Annotated in this window: 32 protein-coding genes; 3 read left to right on the top strand and 29 right to left on the bottom strand. The window is 67.3% G+C overall.

All coding sequences use genetic code 11. The annotated features are described in order from the left end of the window. Positions 1 to 152 precede the first annotated feature (152 nt). The gene (locus tag ACFUJR_RS04190) at positions 153 to 3,161 is read right to left on the bottom strand and encodes a LamG domain-containing protein (protein ID WP_383171330.1); all 3,009 of its coding nucleotides are present in this window, start codon (positions 3,159 to 3,161) and stop codon (positions 153 to 155) included. Positions 3,162 to 3,189: 28 nt separating this feature from the next. Next, on the bottom strand, positions 3,190 to 3,867 hold the full coding sequence (locus ACFUJR_RS04185; RefSeq protein ID WP_383171327.1) for a hypothetical protein: 678 nt from the start codon (positions 3,865 to 3,867) through the stop codon (positions 3,190 to 3,192). 545 nt (positions 3,868 to 4,412) lie between these two features. On the opposite strand from ACFUJR_RS04185, the gene ACFUJR_RS04180 reads away from it, so the two are divergent. After that, positions 4,413 to 4,682 carry a hypothetical protein gene (locus ACFUJR_RS04180; RefSeq protein ID WP_383171324.1) on the top strand — a complete coding sequence of 90 codons (270 nt, stop codon included), beginning with the start codon at positions 4,413 to 4,415 and terminating at the stop codon, positions 4,680 to 4,682. A gap of 163 nt (positions 4,683 to 4,845) precedes the next feature. Then, positions 4,846 to 5,850 (top strand): type I pantothenate kinase, encoded by a 1,005-nt coding sequence (gene coaA / locus ACFUJR_RS04175; protein ID WP_383171322.1) that lies wholly within the window; start codon positions 4,846 to 4,848, stop codon positions 5,848 to 5,850. Between the two features lie 75 nt (positions 5,851 to 5,925). On the opposite strand, the gene glmM is transcribed toward coaA, so the two are convergent. The 4 genes from glmM to ACFUJR_RS04155 form a co-directional block, all read right to left on the bottom strand. After that, positions 5,926 to 7,284, bottom strand: coding sequence for a phosphoglucosamine mutase (gene glmM, locus ACFUJR_RS04170; protein ID WP_383171319.1), 1,359 nt, complete (start codon positions 7,282 to 7,284; stop codon positions 5,926 to 5,928). 164 nt (positions 7,285 to 7,448) lie between these two features. Continuing rightward, positions 7,449 to 7,967 (bottom strand): 30S ribosomal protein S9, encoded by a 519-nt coding sequence (gene rpsI, locus ACFUJR_RS04165; protein WP_352188402.1) that lies wholly within the window; start codon positions 7,965 to 7,967, stop codon positions 7,449 to 7,451. Positions 7,968 to 8,010: 43 nt separating this feature from the next. Beyond that, complete coding sequence (gene rplM / locus ACFUJR_RS04160; RefSeq protein ID WP_260229383.1) at positions 8,011 to 8,454, bottom strand: 50S ribosomal protein L13; 444 nt, start codon at positions 8,452 to 8,454, stop codon at positions 8,011 to 8,013. Between the two features lie 370 nt (positions 8,455 to 8,824). Further along, the gene (locus tag ACFUJR_RS04155; protein WP_383171316.1) at positions 8,825 to 10,447 is read right to left on the bottom strand and encodes an ABC-F family ATP-binding cassette domain-containing protein; all 1,623 of its coding nucleotides are present in this window, start codon (positions 10,445 to 10,447) and stop codon (positions 8,825 to 8,827) included. Positions 10,448 to 10,503: 56 nt separating this feature from the next. Here ACFUJR_RS04155 and ACFUJR_RS04150 point away from each other — a divergent pair, with 56 nt between their 5' ends. After that, positions 10,504 to 11,511 (top strand): hypothetical protein, encoded by a 1,008-nt coding sequence (locus ACFUJR_RS04150; RefSeq protein ID WP_383171313.1) that lies wholly within the window; start codon positions 10,504 to 10,506, stop codon positions 11,509 to 11,511. 64 nt (positions 11,512 to 11,575) lie between these two features. Here the strand turns inward: ACFUJR_RS04150 and truA are convergent, their stop codons facing one another. From truA to rplP, 23 genes are all read right to left on the bottom strand, one after another. After that, positions 11,576 to 12,430 carry a tRNA pseudouridine(38-40) synthase TruA gene (truA, locus tag ACFUJR_RS04145; protein ID WP_383171311.1) on the bottom strand — a complete coding sequence of 285 codons (855 nt, stop codon included), beginning with the start codon at positions 12,428 to 12,430 and terminating at the stop codon, positions 11,576 to 11,578. A 98-nt stretch (positions 12,431 to 12,528) separates the two neighbouring features. After that, positions 12,529 to 13,032, bottom strand: a complete 504-nt coding sequence (gene rplQ, locus ACFUJR_RS04140; RefSeq protein ID WP_383171308.1) for a 50S ribosomal protein L17 — start codon at positions 13,030 to 13,032, stop codon at positions 12,529 to 12,531. Between the two features lie 186 nt (positions 13,033 to 13,218). Continuing rightward, the gene (locus tag ACFUJR_RS04135; protein WP_003966937.1) at positions 13,219 to 14,241 is read right to left on the bottom strand and encodes a DNA-directed RNA polymerase subunit alpha; all 1,023 of its coding nucleotides are present in this window, start codon (positions 14,239 to 14,241) and stop codon (positions 13,219 to 13,221) included. A 148-nt stretch (positions 14,242 to 14,389) separates the two neighbouring features. Then, positions 14,390 to 14,794: a 30S ribosomal protein S11 gene (gene rpsK / locus ACFUJR_RS04130; protein WP_003956432.1), complete on the bottom strand. Its 405-nt coding sequence runs from the start codon at positions 14,792 to 14,794 to the stop codon at positions 14,390 to 14,392. A gap of 66 nt (positions 14,795 to 14,860) precedes the next feature. After that, complete coding sequence (gene rpsM, locus ACFUJR_RS04125; RefSeq protein WP_005313488.1) at positions 14,861 to 15,241, bottom strand: 30S ribosomal protein S13; 381 nt, start codon at positions 15,239 to 15,241, stop codon at positions 14,861 to 14,863. A gap of 185 nt (positions 15,242 to 15,426) precedes the next feature. Beyond that, a complete protein-coding gene (gene rpmJ / locus ACFUJR_RS04120) occupies positions 15,427 to 15,540 on the bottom strand; it encodes a 50S ribosomal protein L36 (protein ID WP_003956441.1) in 114 nt (37 codons plus the stop codon). A gap of 62 nt (positions 15,541 to 15,602) precedes the next feature. Continuing rightward, entirely contained in the window at positions 15,603 to 15,824 is a 222-nt protein-coding gene (infA, locus tag ACFUJR_RS04115; RefSeq protein WP_003956442.1) for a translation initiation factor IF-1, read from the bottom strand. 245 nt (positions 15,825 to 16,069) lie between these two features. Continuing rightward, a complete protein-coding gene (gene map, locus ACFUJR_RS04110; protein ID WP_383171305.1) occupies positions 16,070 to 16,906 on the bottom strand; it encodes a type I methionyl aminopeptidase in 837 nt (278 codons plus the stop codon). 96 nt (positions 16,907 to 17,002) lie between these two features. Continuing rightward, complete coding sequence (locus ACFUJR_RS04105; RefSeq protein ID WP_383171302.1) at positions 17,003 to 17,650, bottom strand: adenylate kinase; 648 nt, start codon at positions 17,648 to 17,650, stop codon at positions 17,003 to 17,005. Beyond that, positions 17,650 to 18,969: a preprotein translocase subunit SecY gene (gene secY / locus ACFUJR_RS04100; protein WP_361445403.1), complete on the bottom strand. Its 1,320-nt coding sequence runs from the start codon at positions 18,967 to 18,969 to the stop codon at positions 17,650 to 17,652. Before secY ends, ACFUJR_RS04105 begins: the two co-directional genes overlap by 1 nt. Before the next feature lie 213 nt (positions 18,970 to 19,182). Continuing rightward, on the bottom strand, positions 19,183 to 19,638 hold the full coding sequence (rplO, locus tag ACFUJR_RS04095; RefSeq protein ID WP_137993928.1) for a 50S ribosomal protein L15: 456 nt from the start codon (positions 19,636 to 19,638) through the stop codon (positions 19,183 to 19,185). A gap of 1 nt (position 19,639) precedes the next feature. After that, entirely contained in the window at positions 19,640 to 19,822 is a 183-nt protein-coding gene (rpmD, locus tag ACFUJR_RS04090; protein WP_005313525.1) for a 50S ribosomal protein L30, read from the bottom strand. Further along, a complete protein-coding gene (gene rpsE / locus ACFUJR_RS04085; RefSeq protein ID WP_015035588.1) occupies positions 19,822 to 20,424 on the bottom strand; it encodes a 30S ribosomal protein S5 in 603 nt (200 codons plus the stop codon). Before rpsE ends, rpmD begins: the two co-directional genes overlap by 1 nt. A gap of 46 nt (positions 20,425 to 20,470) precedes the next feature. Further along, a complete protein-coding gene (gene rplR / locus ACFUJR_RS04080) occupies positions 20,471 to 20,854 on the bottom strand; it encodes a 50S ribosomal protein L18 (RefSeq protein WP_352188391.1) in 384 nt (127 codons plus the stop codon). Between the two features lie 3 nt (positions 20,855 to 20,857). After that, entirely contained in the window at positions 20,858 to 21,397 is a 540-nt protein-coding gene (gene rplF, locus ACFUJR_RS04075; protein ID WP_383171298.1) for a 50S ribosomal protein L6, read from the bottom strand. A gap of 21 nt (positions 21,398 to 21,418) precedes the next feature. Continuing rightward, complete coding sequence (gene rpsH / locus ACFUJR_RS04070; protein ID WP_158989430.1) at positions 21,419 to 21,817, bottom strand: 30S ribosomal protein S8; 399 nt, start codon at positions 21,815 to 21,817, stop codon at positions 21,419 to 21,421. Between the two features lie 208 nt (positions 21,818 to 22,025). Beyond that, positions 22,026 to 22,211, bottom strand: a complete 186-nt coding sequence (locus ACFUJR_RS04065; protein ID WP_003948630.1) for a type Z 30S ribosomal protein S14 — start codon at positions 22,209 to 22,211, stop codon at positions 22,026 to 22,028. 5 nt (positions 22,212 to 22,216) lie between these two features. Next, positions 22,217 to 22,774: a 50S ribosomal protein L5 gene (gene rplE / locus ACFUJR_RS04060; RefSeq protein ID WP_260229393.1), complete on the bottom strand. Its 558-nt coding sequence runs from the start codon at positions 22,772 to 22,774 to the stop codon at positions 22,217 to 22,219. Then, complete coding sequence (gene rplX / locus ACFUJR_RS04055; RefSeq protein WP_015035583.1) at positions 22,774 to 23,085, bottom strand: 50S ribosomal protein L24; 312 nt, start codon at positions 23,083 to 23,085, stop codon at positions 22,774 to 22,776. Before rplX ends, rplE begins: the two co-directional genes overlap by 1 nt. 2 nt (positions 23,086 to 23,087) lie before the next feature. Next, on the bottom strand, positions 23,088 to 23,456 hold the full coding sequence (rplN, locus tag ACFUJR_RS04050; protein ID WP_003956455.1) for a 50S ribosomal protein L14: 369 nt from the start codon (positions 23,454 to 23,456) through the stop codon (positions 23,088 to 23,090). Between the two features lie 103 nt (positions 23,457 to 23,559). Further along, the gene (rpsQ, locus tag ACFUJR_RS04045; RefSeq protein ID WP_260229394.1) at positions 23,560 to 23,841 is read right to left on the bottom strand and encodes a 30S ribosomal protein S17; all 282 of its coding nucleotides are present in this window, start codon (positions 23,839 to 23,841) and stop codon (positions 23,560 to 23,562) included. Then, positions 23,841 to 24,065: a 50S ribosomal protein L29 gene (gene rpmC, locus ACFUJR_RS04040; protein ID WP_361445390.1), complete on the bottom strand. Its 225-nt coding sequence runs from the start codon at positions 24,063 to 24,065 to the stop codon at positions 23,841 to 23,843. Before rpmC ends, rpsQ begins: the two co-directional genes overlap by 1 nt. Next, positions 24,065 to 24,484: a 50S ribosomal protein L16 gene (gene rplP, locus ACFUJR_RS04035; protein ID WP_015035580.1), complete on the bottom strand. Its 420-nt coding sequence runs from the start codon at positions 24,482 to 24,484 to the stop codon at positions 24,065 to 24,067. Before rplP ends, rpmC begins: the two co-directional genes overlap by 1 nt. Position 24,485: the final 1 nt, after the last annotated feature.

Below are 24,485 nucleotides of genomic sequence, written 5' to 3'. Positions count from 1 at the left end.
CGTGTGGACACAGCTGAAATGCTCCTTTCAACCATTCGATCGAGCTGATGGGAGGCGCGAAGTTGTGTGCCCGAAGTGGGGCAGTGCCGTTCGTTCAGAGCGCGATCGCGCGCTCTGACCGACCGGGTAGCGAGAAGCTGGCTGGTGCGGGATCACATTCCGACGACGGCTTGCACCTGTGCGTCGTTGCTCAGCGCGCCGGCCCACAGGCGAATGTCGCTGATCTTCCCGGGCAGGAAACTGCCCCAGGCTGTACCGGTCCGGCCCTTGCCCACGGTGAAGTCCGATCCGAGCGTGGACTGATAGGCCAGCGGAACACCGTGCTGGGCACCACCGACGTAGAGCCGGACGGTCTGTGAGGTGGTATCGAACACCCCGGTTACTTGGACTTCTCCCTCGGGGGTGACGAGCTCATCGCTCTGCACTGAGACACCCGTGCCATCCGAGGTCAGCCGGCCGAAGTGCCAGCGGCCTACCGGAACCTGCTTGACGATCACCTCGCCGGTCTCCTCGTCGATCACGGGATCCTCCCCGGCGTCGACCTCGGCATCGCGCATTCCGGTCTTCTCGAACCAGATACCCCATGAGGAACCCGTCCCGGTCTGCTGGCCCACGACCTGCATGCGCGACTCGTTCGCCATACCCTTCAGTTTCTCCGTGTCCACGTCCACTGCCGTGGACACAGAGAAGGAACCGGTGTCGTCCACCGGAGGACGGGCTGTCGAAGCGGAGTCGTCCACACCGTCCAGGGCGATGGACTCACCGTTCAGGGAAGAGTCCGAGCTCAGGGTCAGCGTGTTGCCGTAGCCGCTGTCGTCTGCCAGGGAGAATCCGGAACCTCCCGCCGGCTTGTACTGGGCCACCAGCTCGACATAGCCCCATTCCCGGCTGTCCTTCGGGCCGGCCTCCTGCGCCATCTCCGCGTCGGACAGGGCACGCTGCCACACTGCGACCTCGTCGATCTGACCGGGGAAGAAGTCGGTGTAGGTGCTCGCGTACTTGGCCCGTCCGACCTTGAACGCGCTGGCCGAGGCCCACACGCCCGTGGTGAACGCGTCGGTACCCTGCAGAACGCCGTTGACGTAGAAGGACATCTTCTTGCTGGTGGTGTCGACCACGACTCCGAGGTGAGTCCACGCCTTGGGCTGGGGCGGGTTGATGGCGTTCACCCGCTGATTCGAGAATGAAGTCCCGTCAGCGTCCTGCTCGGGCAGTCGGACACACCATCTCTGCACGTCGGCGCAGTAGCTCAGGTAGAAGGCGCTGTGCCGCGCGCCGTCCTGAGCCAGGACGGTGGCGTTCGCCGATCCCGCGGCATCGAGCCGGGCCCACGCCGTCAAGGTGTAGGACGCCAGAGTCTCGACGACCTGTGAGGCGGACGTCGCGCTTCCCTGGCTCGTGTGGACCAGCGACAGCGCCTTGTCCTGCGACTTGCTGTTGTCCGCGGCGGTCAGCTCGCCCCGCCGGCCGTGATCCGTCCGAGTCGCACCCGCAGCGGTGAGCGTCAGATTGTCCTGCAGAGCGGGGTCCGTCGTGGATCGGTCCATCGCCACGCCGGACGACTCGTTGAAGTCCCAGCGGCCAACAGGCCAGGAACCCTCCAGGACCAGGAACTTCACCACCGTCTCGCCGACACGCCCCGCAGAGTCCTTGGCCTGAACGCTGAGAAGGAAGGACCCAGACCTCGGAGGTGTGATGCTGACGGTGTACGACCCTGCCGTCGGGGCCTTCCAGCCACTCCAGGCCGGGTCGGTTGAAAGCCTGTACTGATAGTGGGTGTTCACGTCACCGGCGGCAGGGCTGAAGGTGAACGAGCCTGCCTGTCCAGGACCGCCTCGTGGTGTGCAGGAACCGCCCGTGACGCACTGGGTGTACACCGAGTTGAACGTCACCACCGGAGGCTTGGGCGCGCTGGAGTCCACCTTGAAGTAGCACCAGGGAGTACCGCTGCTGCTCAGCGCGCCGGTGTACGAGGTGTTGGGGAACGAATGAGTGAAGGCCGAGTAGCGGTAGAGCGTGCCTTCCTTGAGCGCTACATTCCACTCCTTCGTCAGATTGGCGAAGTCCTTGGCTGTGGCGCTGTACGCCACATGACCTGTGGTCGGCTCGAGCGAGGTCGTCGTCGGCTGGGGAGCGTCGAACCACGATCCGTCCGAGTTCTTGCCGTCGATGTCGTAGTACACCCGGAGCATGGCTCCGCTCTCACCACCGGCCACAACGCGTGGCGTGGCTACAAGGCTGGGTGTCGCGTCGGAGACGGTGGTCGGCGAAGACTCCGACTTGCTGCAGATCTGTGTGCCTCCCGAAGAGGGGAAGCCGTACTCGGCAGGGGTCGCCGGCTTGCTCATGTACGTCGCCACGAGCACCGCGTCGTTGTTGAACCGCTTCCACGCGACCGTGTCCGACTCGTCCTTCGCCCTCAGCATCAACGTCAGCACGTTCAGAGTGCCATCGGCGAACGACTTGGTGGTCGCGGTCAGGTTCTCGTCCGGTTCGGCCGGGTTGTCGTTGAACTCGATCACCGCACGCGGCTGGGACGGAGAACATGCGGTGCCTCGGCCCGCCGAAACGTAGCGGTCACCCATCTGGTCCCGCTGGGTCGGCCCCGGCCACCTGGAGGCTGATGAGATCGTGTCGGTGCGTTCCAGGTCCACCCATCGCGGACTGCAGGAGAACGACCAGGTTTCCGTCACACGGAACGTGGCATCGAGGACATGCTTGCCCCTGAGCTTGGTGGGCGAGAACTCGAAGTACATGCGGTTCACGTAGCCGGACCCGCAGTAGTACGACACGCCGTTGATCACCGCAGAGCCGCACTTGCCGACGCTCATGCCGTTCTCGCCGTTGCCGAAGGCATAGAAGACATCGCCGTCGGACGAGAGCACCGTGCGCTCCGACTGGCCCGCTTCCACGGACGGGTCGATGTAGAGAGGGAAGTCCTCGGCCGGGGTGGCGGCGATGAGAGCCGCATCCGGCACCACCGTCAGTGAGTCCGGCGCCAGCTCCACCTCCATGACCGCGGCCTTGTCACCGGCCCCAGGACCAGCCAGCGCGTCACCCTCCTCCGGAGGCGCCACCGGCTCCGGCACCTCCTCCTGCGCGGAGGCGGTCCGGGCGGAAACCCCGGCCCGTTCACGGAAGCCCGCAGTCTGCGCGCTCACCCCCGCGTCCGAGGCCGATACACCGTCATCACCGGCGGAATTCCACATCCGGGCGGTCGGCGAAACGGAACACCACCTGGCCGTTGCCGTCCAGCGCCTCCACACTGCCCACCGCGCCCTCGCGCAGCCGCAGCCCGTCGGCCTTCAGGCCGTACTCGATCGCCTTCAGCTCGGGAAGTGCCGCCGCCTCAGGCGTCTCGACCTCCAGCACCTGGCGGAACCCATCCACCGTCGCGGTCAGGATCAGGTTCACGTCCGGCAGGACGTTCTCGTAGACAGCACGCTCGCTGTCGAGGCGGGGCTCCGGCAACTGCCCGGGCCAGCCCATCGACACCGACTGACCGTCCTGCCCGATCGTCGCGAGCCCCTCGCCCGGACCGCCTCCGGAGAACGACAGATCCACCACGGCGGCCTTCGGACCGATCGAACCGTCTTCGCGACGCGTGAGTGTCGGGTCCGGCTCAGCCCAGCCGTTCCCGGTGTCCACCCGGACCGGCACAGTCGACTTCTCCAGCGTGAACGTCGCCCCATCCGGGTTCGCGAACACGGTCTCCCGCTCCGTTCGCTCCCCCACCACCTCCACCCGGTCACCGGAGTCCGCGGCTTTCTTCAGTGCCTTCTCGGACTCGGTCAGGCCGAGGGCAGGGGATCCATCCGCCACCGCAGGACTGGCTGTCAACGTCGGCACCGCCCCTGTCAGCAGCACCCAGGCTGCCGCCAGGGCGAGTACACGCCCCCGTCTGTGGGCGCGCGTCGCGCACCTTGGTCTCGCGTTCATTCCCCACCCGTAACTTCATCCGGCACACAGAGTGCACGGTCTGGTGTACGACATGTACACATGGAGTGAAGATCAGAGAGTTCTGCGTGATCTTCCCGTGGGGATCCAATGACGCAGGCAACAACTTGTCAACGCACTTGTCTGCACACCCCCACAACTTCGCGCACGGATCCGACATCTGTCGCCGACTGTCGCGAGCAAACGGGACACAAGCCCCAGTTCTGAGTGATGAAGAGCATGGAGCCTGGAGGCAACTTCGTAGAGCACCGATGTTCGCCGGGCTGCCCGTGACGGATCTGGTCGAGCACCCTGTGCCTGATGGGTTCTGAATGTCGCAACAAGTGGTGTCGCCGATGGAGATCGGGCTTGGTGCATGGGGACAACCCGGCTCCGAAGATCGCTTGCCCTCGACTCGGCTTCCCTGAGAAGGTCCGTCTGACGGCTGTGGACGGCCGCATTCCGGGGAGGGAATCATGACGAGCGCGGGGATCCTGCTGCTCACGCTGGGCTTGGCCAGCTCCGCATGGGGTGCAATGTTTCTGTTCAACTTCCGAAGGGCGGCAAACAAGGCGGCCGAGCGTCGCAACGCGGTGCGGGCCGTGACCGCGGCTCGCACCGTGGATCTGGGACTCACTCAGCCGTCGATGTTTGGTGCCTGGTTCTTCCGACTCGTCGGCGGCATCGTCCTGCCGGCAGGCCTTTTCCTCGCGTTCGTCGGTCTGGCACTCACCGTGGCGGAGTAGCCTCACCACGCCGACCCGCTGACCGCTCGCCCCGCTCCCCACCGAGACCGTGTCGTTCCGCAGCGAGAGCTTCGACGCCCGGGCGGTGGCGCGTTCCGCCCCACCCCGCCACCTCCCCCGCGTGACCGACACCACCCACCACCCTCCCCTCCCAGCCGCGACAATGGGACCCGTGATCACTTCGCCGCCACGAGGTACCGGCTCCAAGGGCAACGGCCAGCGTCGGCCCGAGGCCACGCCTTACGTCGACCTGACCAGGGACGAGTGGAGCGCGCTGCGCGACAAGACGCCGCTGCCGCTCTCCGCCGACGAGGTCGAGCGGCTGCGGGGGCTCGGCGACGTCATCGACCTCGACGAGGTCCGGGACATCTACCTGCCGCTCTCCCGGCTGCTCAATCTGTACGTCCAGGCCACCAGCGGGCTGCGCGGCGCGCTCAACACGTTCCTCGGCGAGCGCGCCGAGCAGCGCGGCACCCCGTTCGTCATAGGGGTCGCCGGCTCCGTCGCCGTCGGCAAGTCCACCGTCGCCCGCCTCCTCCAGGCGCTGCTCGCCCGCTGGCCCGAGCACCCGCGCGTGGAGCTGGTCACCACCGACGGCTTCCTCTATCCGATGGAGGAGCTGAAGGAACGCGGGCTGATGTCCCGCAAGGGTTTCCCCGAGTCGTACGACCGCCGCGCCCTGACCCGGTTCGTCGCCGACATCAAGGCGGGGAAGGAGGAGGTCACCGCCCCGGTCTACTCCCACCTCATCTACGACATCGTCCCTGGTGAGCGCCTCGTGGTCCGCCGCCCCGACATCCTGATCGTCGAGGGGCTGAACGTCCTCCAGCCGGCGCTGCCCGGCAAGGACGGCCGGACGCGGGTCGGGCTCGCCGACTACTTCGACTTCTCGGTGTACGTCGACGCCCGGCCGGAGGACATCGAGCGCTGGTATCTCAACCGCTTCCGCCGGCTCCGCGAGACCGCGTTCCAGAACCCCTTCTCGTACTTCCAGAAGTACACCCAGGTCTCCGAGGAGGAGGCCCTGGAGTACGCCCGCACGATGTGGCGGACCATCAACAAGGTGAACCTGCTGGAGAACGTGGCGCCGACGCGCGGCCGGGCCACTCTCGTCGTGCGCAAGGGACCGGATCACAAGGTGCAGCGGCTGTCCCTGCGTAAGCTCTGACGACAACGCCCCTGGTACGGAAGCGACTTCCGGTACCAGGGGCGTCGGCGTCTCTGCCTGACGGGCGGCGGGGTTCTAGCCGAGCGCCGACTTCACCACGTCGGCCAGTCGGCCGGCCACGGCGCGCGCCTGCTCGATGTCGGCGGCCTCGACCATCACGCGTACGAGCGGCTCGGTGCCCGAGGGGCGGAGCAGGACGCGACCGGTGGAGCCCAGCTCCCGCTCGGCGTCGCCGACCGCGGCGGCCAGTTCGCCGGAGGTCTTCACCCGGGACCTGTCGACGTCGGGCACGTTGATGAGGACCTGCGGCAGCCGCTCCATGACGCCGGCCAGCTCCGCGAGGGACTTCCCGGTGGCCGCGACCCGCGCCGCCAGCATCAGACCGGTGAGCGTGCCGTCGCCGGTGGTGGCGTGGTCGAGCACGATGACGTGCCCGGACTGCTCGCCGCCCAGCGCGTAGCCGTGCTCCTTCATCGACTCCAGGACGTAACGGTCGCCGACCGCCGTCTGCACCAGCTGGAGGCCTTCGCGCTCCATGGCCAGCTTGAAGCCGAGGTTGGACATCACGGTCGCGACGACGGTGTCGCCGCGCAGCGTCCCGGCCTCGCGCATGGCGAGCGCGAGGACGGCGAGGATCTGGTCGCCGTCGATCTCGTTGCCCGCCGCGTCCACGGCCAGGCAGCGGTCCGCGTCACCGTCGTGGGCGATGCCGAAGTGGGCGCCGTGCTCGACGACGGCTTCCTTGAGCAGGCCGAGGTGGGTGGAGCCGCAGCCGTCGTTGATGTTGAGGCCGTCGGGCTCCGCGCCGATGGTGACGACCTCGGCACCGGCCCGGGCGAACGCCTCGGGCGACACGCGCGCGGCCGCGCCGTGCGCCTCGTCGAGGACGACCTTGAGCCCGTCGAGGCGGTTCGGCAGGACGGCGATGAGGTGGGCGACGTACTTGTCGAAGCCCTCGTCGTAGTCACGGACCCGGCCCACGCCGGCGCCGGTCGGCCGCTCCCACGGGGCGCCGGTCCGGTGCTCCTCGTAGACGGACTCGATCCGGTCCTCCAGCTCGTCGGCGAGCTTGTGGCCGCCCCGGGCGAAGAACTTGATGCCGTTGTCGGGCATCGCGTTGTGGCTGGCGGAGAGCATCACGCCGAGGTCGGCGCCGAGCGCTCCGGTGAGGTACGCCACAGCGGGGGTGGGCAGGACGCCGACGCGCAGGACGTCGACGCCCGCGCTCGCGAGGCCCGCCACGACGGCCGCCTCCAGGAACTCTCCCGACGCACGGGGGTCACGCCCGACCACCGCGGTCGGCCGATGGCCCTCGAAGGTCCCCGCCTCGGCGAGCACGTGCGCCGCCGCGACCGACAGGCCGAGCGCGAGCTCCGCCGTCAGATCCGCGTTCGCCACACCGCGCACACCATCCGTGCCGAAGAGTCGTCCCACAGCTGTCCTCCGAAACTGCTCCGAAAAGTGCGATCCCCTGAACGCGTGATGCCCGTTTTCGCGTCAAAGCTGACCGAAAGGGCCCAGGGGGAGGAAAAGACGTACGCCCCGGCAGCACGGGCAGTGCCGCCGGGGCGTACGTGCAAAGCAGACCGAGCAGGCGATTAGCGCTTGCTGTACTGCGGGGCCTTGCGGGCCTTCTTGAGACCGGCCTTCTTGCGCTCGACCGCACGGTCGTCGCGGGAGAGGAAGCCGGCCTTCTTCAGCGGACCGCGGTTGTTCTCCACGTCCGCCTCGTTCAGGGCGCGGGCCACACCGAGACGCAGGGCGCCGGCCTGGCCGGAGACGCCGCCACCCGAGATGCGGGCGATGACGTCGTAGCGGTTGTCGAGCTCGAGCACCTTGAAGGGCTCGTTGACTTCCTGCTGGTGGACCTTGTTCGGGAAGTAGTCCTCGAGCGTACGCCCGTTGATCTTCCACTTGCCGGTGCCGGGAACGATCCGGACGCGGGCGATGGCGTTCTTGCGACGGCCCAGGCCGGCGGCCGGCTGCGGGTCACCGAAGCGCGACGCCAGGGACTCCGAGGTGTACTCACCCTCGACGGGGACCTCGGACTCGAAGGTGGTGACCTCGGCGTAGGTCTCCTCGCCCTCGATGGGGTTCTCAACAGTGGTCTCGGCCACGATTCTCCTCAGATTTCTTTCGTTCTTAGGGGTGTGGCCGGAACTACTGCGCGACCTGGGTGATCTCGAACGGGACCGGCTGCTGGGCAGCGTGCGGGTGGTTCTCGCCCGCGTAGACCTTCAGCTTCGAGAGCATCTGACGGCCCAGGGTGTTCTTGGGGATCATGCCCTTGATGGCCTTCTCGACGGCCTTCTCGGGGTTCTTCTCCAGCAGCTCGTCGTAACGGACGGAGCGCAGACCACCCGGGAAGCCGGAGTGGCGGTACGCCAGCTTCTGGGTCTTCTTGTTGCCGGAGAGGTGGACCTTGTCGGCGTTGATGATGATGACAAAGTCGCCCATGTCCATGTGGGGCGCGTAGACGGGCTTGTGCTTACCCCGGAGGAGGTTCGCAGCCGTCGTCGCCAGACGACCCAGGACAACGTCCTGCGCGTCGATGATGTGCCACTGGCGAGTGACATCGCCGGGCTTGGGGCTGTACGTACGCACTTCGTAGCCTTCGCTTCTTCAGTGGATGGAGTCCAGACACACCTGAAGCGATCATGCAGCTGGGGCCTGCACTGCCGGGAACACCGCCCGTATGCGAGCCACTGGTAACTGCTCCAGGGAACCTGCGTAAGGGCCCTTCGCGTGAGAACGACGAAGCCGATACGCATAACAAACCGCAACGGTACCCGCGCCACCCCCGACGGGTCAAAACGCCGCAGGACACCGGGTCAGCGCGCGCTCCACCCGGCGTCCGTCCCAGACCGGCTCGACGCCCCCCTCGCGCGGCTCGGCCCCGAGGGGCCCCCGGCTTCGGAGGGCTCTGCGCCGGACTCCGTCCGCCGACCCGGCGGCCGCTGAACCCTCCTCGGAGTCAGCGCGCGCGCTCCACCCGGCGTTCGTCCCAGACCGGCTCGGGGGTCTCCCGGACGACGCCGTCCGAGCCGAAGACCAGATACCGGTCGAAGGTCTTCGCGAACCAGCGGTCGTGCGTGACGGCCAGCACCGTGCCGTCGTACGACTCCAGGCCGTCCTGGAGCGCCTCCGCGGACTCCAGGTCCAGGTTGTCCGTCGGCTCGTCGAGGAGCAGCGCCGTCGTGCCGGACAGCTCCAGGAGCAGGATCTGGAAGCGGGCCTGCTGGCCGCCGGAGAGCTTCTCGAAGGGCTGGTCGCCCTGGCCCTCCAGTTCGTACCGCCGCAGGACAGACATCGCCCCGCCCCGGTCCTTCGCGTGTTCCGACCAGAGGATGTCCACGAGCGAGCGGCCCAGGAGCTCCGGGTGGGCGTGGGTCTGCGCGAAGTGACCCGGCACGACCCGCGCGCCGAGCTTCCACTCGCCGGTGTGGGCCACGGACGGGTCCCCGGCCAGCAGACGCAGGAAGTGTGACTTGCCCGACCCGTTCGAGCCGAGGACGGCGACCCGCTCCCCGTAGAAGATCTCCAGCGAGAACGGCTTCATCAGACCGGTCAGCTCAAGGTTCTCGGCTGTCACGGCCCGCACCCCGGTCCGGCCGCCGCGCAGCCGCATCCGGATGTCCTGCTCGCGCGGCGGCTCCGGCGGCGGGCCGGCCTCCTCGAACTTCCTCAGCCGGGTCTGCGCCGCCGCGTACCGCGACGCCATGTCGTGGCTGACCGACGCCGCCTGCCGCAGGTTGATCACCAGCTTCTTCAGCTGAGCGTGCTTCTCCTCCCAGCGCCGCTTCAGCTCCTCGAAGCGCGCGAAGCGGTCCCGCCGCGCCTCGTGGAAGGTCCCGAAGCCGCCGCCGTGCACCCAGACGTCCGACCCGGCCGGACCCGGCTCGACCGCGATGATCTTCTGCGCGGCCCTGGCGAGCAGCTCCCGGTCGTGGGAGATGAAGAGCACGGTCTTACGGGTCTCCCGCAGCCGCTCCTCCAGCCACCGCTTCCCCGGAACGTCCAGGTAGTTGTCCGGCTCGTCGAGGAGCAGCACCTCGTCGGTGCCGCGCAGCAGCGACTCCAGGACCAGCCGCTTCTGCTCGCCGCCGCTGAGCGTGCGGACCTCGCGGAACTGCGCCTTCTCGTACGGGACGCCCAGCGCCGCCATGGTGCACATGTCCCAGACGGTCTCGGCCTCGTACCCCTGGACCTCCGCCCAGTCGCTGAGGGCCTGCGCGTACTTCATCTGCGCGGCCTCGTCGTCGACCGTCATGATCAGGTGCTCGGCCCTGTCGACCGCCTCCGCCGCCTCGCGGATGCGCGGCTGGGCGACGGACACCAGCAGGTCACGGACCGTACGGTCGTCCCGGACCGACCCGACGAACTGCGGCATCACGCCGAGCCCGCCGCTCACGGTGACCGAGCCGCCGTGCGGCTGGAGCTCCCCGGCGATCATGCGGAGCAGCGTGGTCTTCCCGGCGCCGTTGGCCCCGACCAGGGCGACGACCGCGCCCTCCCCGACCCGGAAGGAGGCGTCCGCGAGCAGGACCCTCCCGTCGGGAAGGTAGTACTCCAGATGCGCGGCCTCGACATGTCCCATGAGGTGCATTGTCGCCGCCCGCACCGCTTACGCCCAACCGGTTTAGGATGCGCGGCATGAGCTTTGGGGGACCCCAGTGGCCGCAGGAGCCGCAGCAGCCGTACGGGCAGCAGCCGCAGCAGCCGGGACAACAGCACTACGGACAGCAGCAGTACGGACAGCAGCAGCACGCACAGCAGCACGGGAACCAGTTCGGGCCGGGGGTACCTCCCGGGCCGCAGGGCCCGGGAGGACAGCCGAGCCCCTTCCCGGGCACCCCGGAGGGCGGGACACCCGACTGGGGCGCCCTCGCCGACGCCTCCGCGGCCGGTCGGCGCCGTAAGCGCTGGCTGGTGATCGGTGGTGGCGTGCTCGCGGCCCTCGTGGTCGGCGCGGTCGTCGCCACGGCGGTCGTGAACAGCAACAAGGGCGACAACGCGGGGAAGAACGGCACGGTGACCCCGACCGGCTCGGCCGCCCCCAGCGACTCCCCCACTCCCGGCCCGACCTTCTCCTCCGTCGCGCCGCCGCCCCCGCCCAACCCCAAGGACTACATCTCGGACGGTAAGAAGGACAAGGCGCCGCTGAGCGCCGAGGGCCTCTTCCCGGGCAAGAAGCTGACGATGAGCGGCCGCGCCTACAAGAAGGGCGCGACCTCCTCGACGGCCGACTGCGCGAGCGTCACGCAGGGCGGTCTGGGCGCGGTCCTGAAGAAGAACGGCTGCGACCGGGTGATCCGCGCCACATACGTGAAGGACGGCGTCGCCATCACCGTCGGCGTCGCCGTGTTCCCGACCGAGGCGGCCGCCCTGAAGGCGAAGAACCAGGCCAGCGGGGGCATCGCGCCCCTGGCCGGGGCGGGCGTGAAGGACTTCTGCCGCGCCACGGTCTGTCTGCGCCGGGCCAACTCGATCGGCCGGTACGCGTACTTCACGCAGGCCGGCTTCACCGACGGCAAGAAGGTCACCACGTCCGACAAGGGCGTCTTCCAGGCCAGCGACGACCTGGGCACCTTCGCCTTCAACCAGATCTACGCCCGCGGCAAGTCCCAGGCCTCCGCGGCGGCGGGCGCTCCCAAGGAGTGACGGCGAGGGGCGGGCGCCGGACGGGCCCCCGCCCCCGGCGACGCGGTGAGGATGTACGGCCGGATCAGCAGCAGCCGGCGCCCGGCAGGGTGCGCCTGTTCCTGGCCTCGCGGTTGCGGGCGGCCAGTTGCTCGTCGGCCGGGTAGCCGACCTCCTCGAGGGTGAGGCCGTGCGGCCTGACCACGTGCACGGCCGAATCGCGCACACCGGCCGCCAGCACCTTCGCGGGCCATTCCACCGGACGGTGCCCGTCGCCGACGAAGAGCAGCGCGCCGACGAGCGAGCGGACCATGTTGTGGCAGAAGGCGTCCGCCTTCACGGTCGCTTCCAGAACGCCCCCGGGCCGCCGCTCCCACCGCAGCTCCTGGAGCGTACGGATGGTGGTCGCACCCTCGCGCTTCTTGCAGTACGCGGCGAAGTCGTGCTCGCCGACGAGCCGCTCGGCGGCGGCGTTCATCGCGTCCATGTCGAGGGTCCAGTCGTGCCACAGGACGTGCCCGCGCAGGAGGGGGTCGACACCGCCGGGGTTGTCCGTGACGCGGTAGGCGTAGCGGCGCCAGATCGCGGAGAAGCGCGCGTTGAACCCGGCGGGGGCCTCGGTGAGCCGCCAGACCCGTACGTCGTGGGAGAGCCGCCCGGCGAGCCGCCTGAGCAGCTTGTCCCGGTGCTCGGTCCACAGCTCGACGGGCAGGTCGACGTGCGCGACCTGGCCGCGGGCGTGCACACCGGCGTCGGTGCGGCCGGCGACGGTCAGCTCGTACGTCTCCTTCGACCGGGTGACGGTCTTCAGGGCGTCCTCGATGTCACCCTGGACGGTCCGCTGCCCCTGCGCCTGCTTGGCCCAGCCGGAGAAGTCCTTGCCGTCGTACGAAAGGTCGAGCCGCACCCGTACGAAGCCGTCCTGCACGTCGTCGCTCACGCGATCAATCCTCTCAACATCACGGGAACGGGCCCGTACCCCTAGGGGTACGGGCCCGCACACAGGATCGTCGGAACGCTTACGCGTCCTTCACGGATCTACTTGGTCGAGTCCTCGACGGGCTCGGCCGGGGCCTCAGCGGCGTCCTCGACCTTGGTGTCCTCGACCTTGGCGGCCTCGTCGGCCTCCTTGACGGCGCGCTTGGTGGCGGCCTCGGCCTCGGCGACGGTCGCCTTCTTGGCGATCTCGCCCTCGACCAGCTCGATCACAGCCATCGGGGCGTTGTCGCCACGACGGTTGCCGATCTTGGTGATACGGGTGTAGCCACCCGGGCGCTCGGAGTAGCGCGGGGCGATCTCGGTGAAGAGCGTGTGGACGACGCCCTTGTCCGTGATCGTCTGCAGCACCAGGCGACGGTTGTGGATGTCGCCCTTCTTCGCCTTGGTGATCAGGCGCTCGGCGACCGGACGCAGGCGGCGGGCCTTGGCCTCGGTCGTGGTGATGCGGCCGTGCTCGAAGAGGGACTTCGCCAGGTTGGCGAGCAGCAGACGCTCGTGAGCGGCGCTGCCACCGAGGCGGGCACCCTTGGCGGGACGCGGCATGGTGTTTCTCCTTGTGATCTGCACCGGCCGTGTGAGGTACCGGTGTCAGTGTCCGAGCAGGCGGTTACCTGTCGGAGATCCGGGCTGGCCCCCTGCGGGGGCGCCCGGAAGGGGCGCGGGGACCGTGTGGGCGCGATCAAGCGCTGCGCCCCCGCACCCGAGTACGGACCGGGAAGGCCCGAGCTCTTAGTACTGCTCGGTCTCGACGAAGCCCGCGTCCGCGTCGTCGTCGGCGCCGAAGGCGTCGGCGGCGGCGGTCGGGTCGAATCCGGGCGGGCTGTCCTTGAGGGCCAGGCCCATGCCGGCCAGCTTCGCCTTGACCTCGTCGATCGACTTCGCACCGAAGTTGCGGATGTCGAGCAGGTCGGCCTCGGAGCGCGCCACGAGCTCACCCACGGAGTGGATGCCCTCACGCTTGAGGCAGTTGTACGAACGAACGGTGAGCTCGAGCTCCTCGATCGGCAGCGCCAGGTCGGCGGCGAGGGCGGCGTCCGTCGGGGACGGGCCCATGTCGATGCCCTCGGCGTCGATGTTGAGCTCGCGCGCCAGACCGAACAGCTCGACCAGCGTCTTACCGGCGGACGCCATGGCGTCGCGCGGCCGCATGGCCTGCTTGGTCTCGACGTCGACGATCAGCTTGTCGAAGTCGGTGCGCTGCTCGACACGGGTCGCCTCGACCTTGTACGTGACCTTGAGCACCGGCGAGTAGATGGAGTCGACCGGGATACGGCCGATCTCCTGGCCCACCTGCTTGTTCTGCACGGCGGAGACGTAGCCGCGACCGCGCTCGACGGTCAGCTCCATCTCCAGCTTGCCCTTGCCGTTGAGCGTGGCGAGCACCAGGTCGGGGTTGTGCACCTCGACACCGGCCGGCGGGGCGATGTCAGCAGCGGTGACCAGGCCGGGGCCCTGCTTGCGCAGGTACATCACGACCGGCTCGTCGTGCTCCGAGGAGACGACCAGCTGCTTGATGTTCAGGATGAGGTCGGTGACGTCCTCCTTGACGCCCGGCACGGTGGTGAACTCGTGCAGGACACCGTCGATGCGGATGGACGTGACCGCCGCACCCGGGATCGAGGAGAGGAGCGTACGGCGGAGGCTGTTGCCGAGCGTGTAGCCGAAGCCCGGCTCCAGGGGCTCGATGACGAACCGCGAGCGGAACTCGTCGACGACCTCTTCGGTCAGCGAGGGACGCTGAGCGATAAGCATGGTGTGTGTTCCTTCAGTCGTGGACGCCCACTATTTGACGCCCGACGGGTACTACGTCTCTCAAGGGTACGGGCGGCACGCCTCCGAAGAGCCGTACCGCCCAACCCTCAAACCAACCGTTGCCGGTCGCTACATCGGACGCGGAACGTCAGACGCGGCGACGCTTCGGCGGACGGCAGCCGTTGTGCGGCGTGGGGGTGACGTCCTGGATCGAACCGACCTCGAGGCCCGTGGCCTGGAGGGAGCGGATCGCGGTCTCACGGCCGGAGCCGGGACCCTTGACGAAGACGTCGACCTTGCGCATGCCGTGCTCCTGCGCGCGGCGAGCGGCCGACTCGGCGGCCATCTGCGCGGCGAACGGGGTGGACTTGCGCGAGCCCTTGAAGCCGACGTGGCCGGCGGAGGCCCAGGAGATCACGTTGCCCGAGGGGTCCGTGATCGAGACGATCGTGTTGTTGAACGTGCTCTTGATGTGCGCGTGGCCGTGAGCGACGTTCTTCTTTTCCTTGCGGCGCACCTTCTTGGCAGCGCCCTGACGACCCTTGGGGGGCATCTATAACTCCTACGGGAGGTGGTCGGTCCTACAGCGAAGACCGCTTGGTCAAGCGTCCGCTGAGGACTACTTCTTGCCCGGCTTCTTCTTACCGGCGATGGCGCGACGCGGGCCCTTACGGGTACGGGCGTTCGTGCTGGTGCGCTGACCGTGCACGGGCAGGCCGCGACGGTGGCGGATGCCCTGGTAGCACTGGATCTCGATCTTGCGGCGGATGTCGCCCTGGATCTCGCGGCGGAGGTCACCCTCGGTCTGGAGGTTGGCGTCCACGTACTCGCGGATCTTGACCAGGTCCTCTTCGGCCAGGTCACGAACGCGGGTGTTCGGGTTCACGCCCGTGGAGGCGAGGATCTCCTTGGACCGGGTACGCCCGATACCGAAGACGTAGGTGAGTGCGATCTCCACACGCTTTTCGCGCGGGATGTCAACACCGGAAACGCGTGCCATTCAATGGCTCCTGTGTGTTCGGGGGTCTTCCGCAAAGCCGCTCCCGACCGCCGTATGAGGTACGAATCGGGTCCCCGGCCCCCGCCGGAGGTGCCGCCGACCCTTGCGGGCTGGGCGGGCTCTGCGTATGTACGTACTGCTTGCGTCGCGCGAAGAACTGCGGGGTGCAGGTCGGTCGGCGTGCGTCAGCCCTGGCGCTGCTTGTGGCGCAGGTTGTCGCAGATGACCATGACCCGGCCGTGACGGCGGATCACCTTGCACTTGTCGCAGATCTTCTTGACGCTCGGCTTGACCTTCATGGGATGTGAGGTTCTCCGGGTCAGTGCCACCACCCGCGGCGGAGCCGGGGTGCGGGCAAGATCTACTTGTACCGGTAGACGATCCGGCCACGCGTCAGGTCGTACGGAGAGAGCTCCACGACGACCCGGTCGTCCGGAAGGATTCGGATGTAGTGCATCCGCATCTTGCCGGAGATGTGCGCGAGGACCTTGTGACCGTTCTGGAGCTCCACCTTGAACATGGCGTTCGGGAGGGACTCGATCACGGTGCCCTCGATTTCGATGGCACCTTGCTTCTTGGCCACGCTTCGCCTTTCGAATCGGCTACCTTGATCGACTCTCGCTCCGCGTGCGGACACACGGGTACACGAGAGCCGACGCATCAGTCTACGCCAGGGCCCCGGAAAAGACGAATCCGGGAAGTTTGCCCACCGGAGAAGATCCTTACGCAGCCGACCACGCCGCAGCCCCACTCCGGCGAACCTGGGAGCCTCCCCCGCCCCACAGGGCCCAGGCGAAGGCCCGGTCCGCCCTCTCCGACCCCCAGGGGCTAGGCCAGCGGATCGGGGGCCGCTACGACCCCCAGCTCCGCCAGCTTCGCCCTGCCGCCGTCGGGGGACGTCAGGACCAGAGGGCCTTCCTCGGTGAGGGCGACCGAGTGCTCCCAGTGGGAGGACCAGGTGCCGTCCGTGGAGACGACCGTCCAGTCGTCCTCCAGGACCTCCGTGCGCGGCGTGCCGAGCGAGACCATCGGCTCGATCGCCAGACAGAAGCCGGGCACCAGCTTCGGGCCCTTCCCGCGCTTGCGGGAGACGTAGTTCAGGAGGTGCGGGTCCATGTGCATCTCGGTGCCGATGCCGTGGCCGCCGTAGTCCTCGACGATGCCGTACTTGCCGCCGCCCGGCTTCGGCTGGCGGCGGATGTACGTCTCGATCGCCCGCGACACGTCCACGAGCCGGTTGCCGTTCCTCATCGCGGCGATGCCGGCCCACATCGACTCCTCGGTCACCCGCGAGAGCTCGATCAGCTCCGGAGCATGGCCCGAGCCCACGAACGCCGTGTACGCCGCGTCGCCGTGCCAGCCGTCGACGATCGCGCCCGCGTCGATCGAGATGATGTCGCCGTCCTTGAGGACGGTCTTCTCGTCCGGGATGCCGTGGACCACGACCTCGTTCACCGAGGTGCAGATCGTCGCGGGGAATCCGCCGTACCCGAGGAAGTTCGACTTCGCCCCGTGGTCCGCGATCACCTTCCGCGCGACCTCGTCCAGGTCCTTCGTCGTGGCGCCCGGCACCGCCGCCTCACGCGTGGCCGCGTGGATGGCGGCGACGACAAGCCCCGCCTCGCGCATCTTCGCGATCTGCTCGGGGGTCTTGATCTGCACCATCGTGACGGGGGCCTTTCCTACGAGTACACGGGACAGAACAACGATACGGCCGCGGCGCCCCCGAGGGGCACCGCGGCCGTGTCGTACGAACCAGGGTCACTTCTTGAGCGCGGCCATCGCCTTCGCGGTGACCTCGTCCACCTTGCCGAGCGCCGAGATCGTCACGACCAGGTTCTGCGCCCGGTAGTAGTCGATGATCGGCTCGGTCTGCGTGTGGTAGACCTCCAGGCGCCGGCGGACGGTCTCCTCGGAGTCGTCGTCACGCTGGAAGAGCTCCCCGCCGCAGACGTCGCAGACGCCCTCGGTCTTCGGAGCGTTGTACGTCAGGTGGAACACGTGCGCGCTGTCGTTGCGGCAGATGCGGCGACCCGCGATCCGCTTCACGACCTCGTCCTCGGGGACCTCCAGGTCCAGGACCGCGTCCAGCTGCATGTCCTCGGCCTTGAGCACCACGTCGAGCGCCTCGGCCTGGGCCACGTTCCGCGGGAAACCGTCGAGCAGGAAGCCGCCCACGGCGTCGGCCTGCTCCATGCGGTCCTTGGCCATCCCGATGGTCACCTCGTCGGGCACGAGGTCGCCGGCGTCCATGTACGCCTTGGCCTTCACGCCCAGCTCCGTGCCCTGCGAGATGTTGGCACGGAACAGGTCACCCGTGGAGATGTGCGGAATGTCCAGGTTCTTGGCAAGGAACGCAGCCTGCGTACCCTTGCCGGCCCCGGGCGGTCCGACGAGGACGATTCGCATCAGCGGAGGAACCCTTCGTAATTGCGCTGCTGGAGCTGGCTCTCGATCTGCTTCACGGTCTCCAGCCCCACACCCACGATGATGAGGATGCTCGTCCCACCGAAGGGGAAGTTGGCATTGGCACCGCCGAAGCCTGCCAACGCCATCGTCGGCACAAGAGCGATCAGACCCAGATACAGCGAGCCCGGCCAAGTGATCCGGTTGAGCACGTAGCTCAGATACTCGGCAGTAGGTCGACCAGCCCGGATACCCGGGATGAAGCCACCATACTTCTTCATGTTGTCCGCGACTTCCTCGGGGTTGAACGAGATCGCCACGTAGAAGAAGGCGAAGAACACGATCAGGAGGAAGTACGTAGCGATGTAGTAGGGGTGGTCACCCTTGACGAAGTGGGCTTCGATCCAGGTCTTCCACCCTGCGGTGGAACTCGAGAACTGAGCGATCAAGGCCGGGATGTAGAGCAGCGACGAGGCGAAGATGACAGGAATCACACCTGCCTGGTTCACCTTGAGAGGGATATAAGTGGACGTTCCGCCGTAGGACCTGCGGCCGATCATCCGCTTCGCGTACTGCACCGGGATGCGCCGCTGGGCCTGCTCGACGAAGACGACGAGAGCCACCATCACGAAGCCGATCAGGATGACGGTGCCGAACTCGATCCAGCCCTTGGCGAGCTTGCCGCTCTCCTTGATGGCCCACAGGGCGCCCGGGAAGCCGGCGGCGATCGAGATGAACATCAGGATCGACATGCCGTTGCCGATGCCGCGGTCGGTGATGAGCTCACCGAGCCACATGACGACGGCGGTACCGGCGGTCATCGTGATGACCATGGTGGCGGTGACGAAGATCGACTGGTCGGGGACGACCTGGTTGGCCACCGTGCAGCCGCTGAAGAGCGCGCCGGTGCGGGCCGTGGCCACGAGACCGGTGCCCTGGAGGATGGCGAGCGCGATCGTCAGATAACGCGTGTACTGCGTGATCTTGGCCGTGCCCGACTGACCCTCCTTCTTGAGGGCCTCGAGGCGCGGGATCACGACGGTCAGCAGCTGCAGGATGATGCTCGCCGTGATGTACGGCATGATGCCGAGCGCGAAGATGGTGATCTGCAGCAGCGCCCCGCCGCTGAACATGTTCACCAGGCCGAACAGGGAGTTGTTGCCCTGGCTCGCCTGGTCCACACACTGCTGTACGGCCTGGTAGCTGACACCGGGGACGGGGATGTGTGCCCCGAGCCGGTACAGCACGATGATGCCGAGCGTGAAGAGCAGCTTCTTGCGCAGGTCGGGCGTCTTGAACGCCCGGGCGAACGCGGTGAGCACGGTGCCTCCTGCGACCCCCGCGCCATGCGCATGAGGTGACGGTCTTGAGGTTCGACGAATAGGTAACGGTCGTGAAATCCGTGTGGGCATACCGCACGGAGCCTAGACAGTGCACGCCACCTTACCGGCGACCATGCCCCCCTAGGAACGACCAACCGGGGATGCCCCTTTTGGGAGGCATCCCCGGTCGGATGTTCAAGCCATCGAGTCGTCTCAGACGAGCTCGGTGACGGTGCCGCCGGCGGCGGCGATCTTCTCCTTGGCGGAGCCGGAGACGGCGTCGACCGTCACCTGCAGCGCCACGGAGACCTCGCCGGTGCCGAGCACCTTGACGAGCTGGTTCTTACGAACCGCACCCTTGGCGACCAGATCGGCCACCGTGACCTCGCCACCCTGCGGGTAGAGCGCGGCCAGCTTGTCCAGGTTCACGACCTGGTACTCGGTGCGGAACGGGTTCTTGAAGCCCTTGAGCTTCGGGAGACGCATGTGGAGGGGCATCTGCCCACCCTCGAAGCGCTCCGGAACCTGGTAGCGGGCCTTGGTGCCCTTCGTACCACGACCGGCCGTCTTACCCTTCGACGCCTCACCACGACCCACACGGGTCTTGGCGGTCTTGGCGCCCGGGGCGGGACGGAGGTTGTGGACCTTCAGCGGGTTGTTCTCCGCCATGTCAGTCGACCTCCTCGACCGTCACGAGGTGGCGGACGGTGTGCACCATTCCGCGGAACTCGGGGCGGTCCTCCTTGACGACCACGTCGTTCAGGCGCTTGAGCCCGAGCGAACGCAGGGTGTCGCGGTGGTTCTGCTTGCTGCCGATGTACGACTTCGTCTGCGTGATCTTGAGGCGAGCCATTACGCACCCGCTCCCGCACGCGCACGAAGCAGAGCCGCGGGGGCGACGTCCTCGAGGGGCAGACCACGGCGAGCCGCGATCTCCTCGGGGCGCTGCAGACCCTTCAGGGCCTCCACGGTCGCGTGCACGATGTTGATCGCGTTGTCGGAGCCGAGCGACTTCGACAGGATGTCGTGAACGCCGGCGCACTCGAGCACGGCACGCACCGGGCCACCGGCGATAACGCCGGTACCGGGGGAAGCCGGCTTGAGCAGGACGACGCCCGCGGCCTTCTCGCCCTGGATCGGGTGAGGGATGGTGCCCTGGATGCGCGGAACCTTGAAGAAGTTCTTCTTGGCTTCCTCGACGCCCTTGGCGATGGCCGCGGGAACTTCCTTGGCCTTGCCGTAACCGACACCTACGGTGCCGTCACCGTCACCCACCACGACGAGCGCGGTGAAGGAGAAACGACGACCACCCTTGACAACCTTGGCGACGCGGTTGATCGCGACAACGCGCTCAACGTACGCGGTCTTCTCGGCGGCAGCGCCACCGTCGCGACCCTTCCGGTCCCGCCGCTCGCCGCCACCGGCACCGCTTCCGCGGCGCTGGGGTCCAGCCATTGGATTTACCTCTCTCTGTTACGTCCGTTAGTCCCGGAACCGGGGCTTAGAACTTCAGCCCGGCTTCGCGGGCGGCGTCAGCCAGAGCGGCAATGCGCCCGGCGTACCTGTTGCCACCACGGTCGAACACGACAGCCTCGACACCCGCGGCCTTGGCGCGCTCGGCGACGAGCGCGCCGACCTGCTTGGCCTGCGACGACTTGTCACCCTCGCCACCACGGATCGACGCGTCCAGGTTCGACGCGGACGCAAGGGTGTGACCCTTGAGGTCGTCGATGACCTGAGCGGTGATACCGCGGTTCGAACGCGTCACGACGAGGCGCGGACGCTCCGCCGTACCCGACACGTTCTTGCGGATGCGGATGTGACGGCGGGCCTTGGCCGCACGCTTGTAAGCGTCGCCCTTGGCGATCTTCACACCGTATGCCATGGCTTACTTACCAGCCTTTCCGACCTTGCGGCGGATGACCTCGCCGGCGTACTTGACGCCCTTGGCCTTGTACGGGTCGGGCTTCCGCAGCTTGCGGATGTTCGCCGCGACCTCGCCGACCTTCTGCTTGTCGATGCCCTCGACCGAGAACTTGGTCGGCGACTCGACCTTGAAGGAGATGCCCTCGGGCGCCTCCACCAGGATCGGGTGGCTGTAGCCGAGCTGGAACTCCAGGTTGGAGCCCTTCGCGGCGACGCGGTAGCCGACACCGCTGATCTCGAGCGCCTTCACGTAACCCTGGGTCACACCGGTGATCATGTTGGCCACCAGCGTGCGGGACAGGCCGTGGAGGGCCTTGTTCTGACGCTCGTCGTTCGGACGGGTGACGTTGAGAACGCCGTCCTCGCCCTTAACGACCTCGATCGGCGCGGCGACGGTGTGGGTCAGGGTGCCCTTGGAACCCTTGACCGTGACCGCGCGGCCCTCGATGGTGACGTCCACGCCGGCGGGAACCTGGATAGGCAGCTTGCCAATACGCGACATTAGCTATTCCTCCGTTCCCGACTACCAGACGTAGGCGAGGACTTCCCCACCTACGCCCTTCTTGCCTGCCTGCTGGCCGGTCAGGAGACCGTGGGACGTGGAGATGATCGCCACGCCCAGGCCGCCGAGAACCTTCGGCAGGTTGGTGGACTTCGCGTAAACCCGGAGGCCCGGCTTCGAGATCCGCTTGATGCCCGCGATGGAGCGCTCACGGTTCGGACCGAACTTGAGCTCGAGGACGAGGTTCTTGCCGACCTCGGCGTCCTCGACCTTCCAGCCCGTGATGAAGCCCTCCTGCTGGAGGATTTCCGCGATGTGAGACTTGATCTTGCTGTGCGGCATCGACACGGAGTCGTGGTACGCCGAGTTCGCGTTACGCAGACGCGTGAGCATGTCTGCGATGGGATCAGTCATGGTCATGAATTGGCCTTCGGCCTCTCTCGCCGGGGTTTCCTGTATGCGCCATCCCTCTCCCCACACAGGGGCGGGACGGGTGCGGCGCGGGGACCTACGGCGTAGTAAGTCGTACGGGCGGCGGACGCCCAACCCTCCTAGCCTAAGCCATGGAGGGGTGGGCCTCCGCCAACCCTCTGCTTACCGAGAGACTCCGGTTATCCCAAGTAAGGGATTACCAGGAGCTCTTGGTCACGCCCGGCAGCTCGCCACGGTGAGCCATCTCACGAAGGCACACGCGGCACAGGCCGAACTTGCGGTACACGGAGTGGGGACGACCACAGCGCTGGCAGCGCGTGTAGCCGCGCACGCCGAACTTGGGCTTGCGGGCAGCCTTCGCGATGAGAGCCTTCTTCGCCATCTCGCTTACGCCTCCTTGAACGGGAAGCCGAGGTGACGGAGAAGGGCACGGCCCTCAGCGTCGTTGGTCGCCGTGGTCACCACGGTGATGTCCATACCCCGGACACGGTCGATCTTGTCCTGGTCGATCTCGTGGAACATAACCTGCTCCGTGAGACCGAAGGTGTAGTTGCCACGCCCGTCGAACTGCTTGGGGGACAGACCACGGAAGTCGCGGATGCGCGGAAGCGCGAGCGACAGGGTGCGGTCGAGGAACTCCCACATGCGGTCGCCACGGAGGGTGACGTGCGCACCGATCGGCTGGCCCTCACGCAGCTTGAACTGCGCGATGGACTTGCGAGCCTTGGTGACGGCCGGCTTCTGACCGGTGATCGTGGTGAGGTCGCGGATGGCGCCCTCGATCAGCTTGGAGTCGCGGGCGGCGTCGCCCACACCCATGTTGACCACGACCTTGACGAGGCCGGGAATCTGCATGACGTTCTCGTAGGAGAACTCCTCACGCAGCTTGCCCGCGATCTCCTCGCGGTACTTCGTCTTGAGACGCGGAGTGGTGGTGGTAGCCATCAGATGTCCTCACCCGTCCGCTTGGCAACGCGGATCTTGTTGCCCTCGTCGTCGAAGCGGTAACCGACGCGCGTGACGACCTTCTTGCCGTCCTTCTCAACGACCAGCTGGACGTTGGAGACGTGGACCGGCGCCTCGGTCGTGACGATGCCACCGGCCTGCGACGGGCCGGCCTTGGTGTGCTTCTTGACCCGGTTGACACCCTCGACGAGGACGCGGTTCTCGCGGGGGAAGGCCGTGATGACCTTGCCCTGCTTGCCCTTGTCCTTACCGGTGATGACCTGGACCAGGTCGCCCTTCTTGATCTTCATGCTTACAGCACCTCCGGCGCGAGCGAGATGATCTTCATGAACTTCTTCTCGCGCAGCTCACGGCCCACCGGGCCGAAGATACGGGTGCCGCGAGGGTCGCCGTCGTTCTTGAGAATGACAGCGGCGTTCTCGTCGAAGCGGATGTACGAGCCGTCCTGGCGGCGGCGCTCCTTGACGGTGCGAACGATGACCGCCTTGACGACGTCACCCTTCTTCACGTTGCCACCGGGGATCGCGTCCTTGACGGTGGCGACGATGACGTCACCGATGCCCGCGTAGCGGCGACCGGAACCACCGAGAACACGGATGCAAAGGATCTCCTTGGCACCAGTGTTGTCGGCGACACGCAGTCGCGACTCCTGCTGGATCACGTCTATCTCCTGATTGTCTGCCGGTTCCCGGCAGGGGCTTCCCTCGCGGGAGGCCCCTGCCGAGCCTGGCGGAACGAACTCGAAGGGTTACCCCTTCAAGTGATTACTTGGCCTTCTCGAGGATCTCGATGACGCGCCAGTGCTTCGTCGACGACAGCTTCCGGGTCTCCATCAGGAGGACGCGGTCGCCGACGCCGGCAGCGTTCTGCTCGTCGTGAGCCTTGAGCTTGTTCGTACGGCGGATGACCTTGCCGTACAGCGCGTGCTTGACGCGGTCCTCGACGGCGACGACGACGGTCTTGTCCATCTTGTCGCTGACGACCAGGCCCTCGCGGACCTTGCGAGCGTTGCGCTCGGTCTTCTCAGTCACATTGCTCTCGCTCATCAGGCGTTCTCCACCGTCTCGATGCCCAGCTCGCGCTCACGCATCAGGGTGTAGATCCGGGCGATGTCCTTACGGACGGACTTGAGCCGACCGTGGTTCTCGAGCTGACCGGTCGCCGCCTGGAAGCGGAGGTTGAACAGCTCTTCCTTGGCCTCGCGGAGCTTGGCGACAAGCTCCTCGTTGCCCAGCTCGCGCAGCTCGGACGCCTTGGTACCGGCGGTCATCACAGCTCACCTGCTTCGCGCTTAACGATCTTGCACTTCATCGGCAGCTTGTGGGCCGCACGGGTCAGGGCCTCGCGCGCGATCTTCTCGTTCGGGTAGGACAGCTCGAACATCACCCGACCGGGCTTGACGTTCGCGATCCACCACTCCGGCGAACCCTTACCGGAACCCATGCGGGTCTCGGCAGGCTTCTTGGTCAGCGGGCGGTCCGGGTAGATGTTGATCCAGACCTTGCCGCCACGCTTGATGTGGCGGGTCATCGCGATACGAGCCGCCTCGATCTGGCGGTTGGTCACGTACGCCGGAGTGAGGGCCTGAATGCCGTACTCGCCGAACGCAACCTGCGTACCACCCTTGGACATACCGCTGCGCTTCGGGTGGTGCTGCTTGCGGTGCTTGACCCTACGGGGGATCAGCATT

It is taken from the genome of Streptomyces sp. NPDC057271, from assembly GCF_042668715.1.
GTDB lineage: Bacteria > Actinomycetota > Actinomycetes > Streptomycetales > Streptomycetaceae > Streptomyces.
Note: the sequence above shows the minus strand (reverse complement) of the source record. Positions and strands in the feature narration are given on the sequence as shown.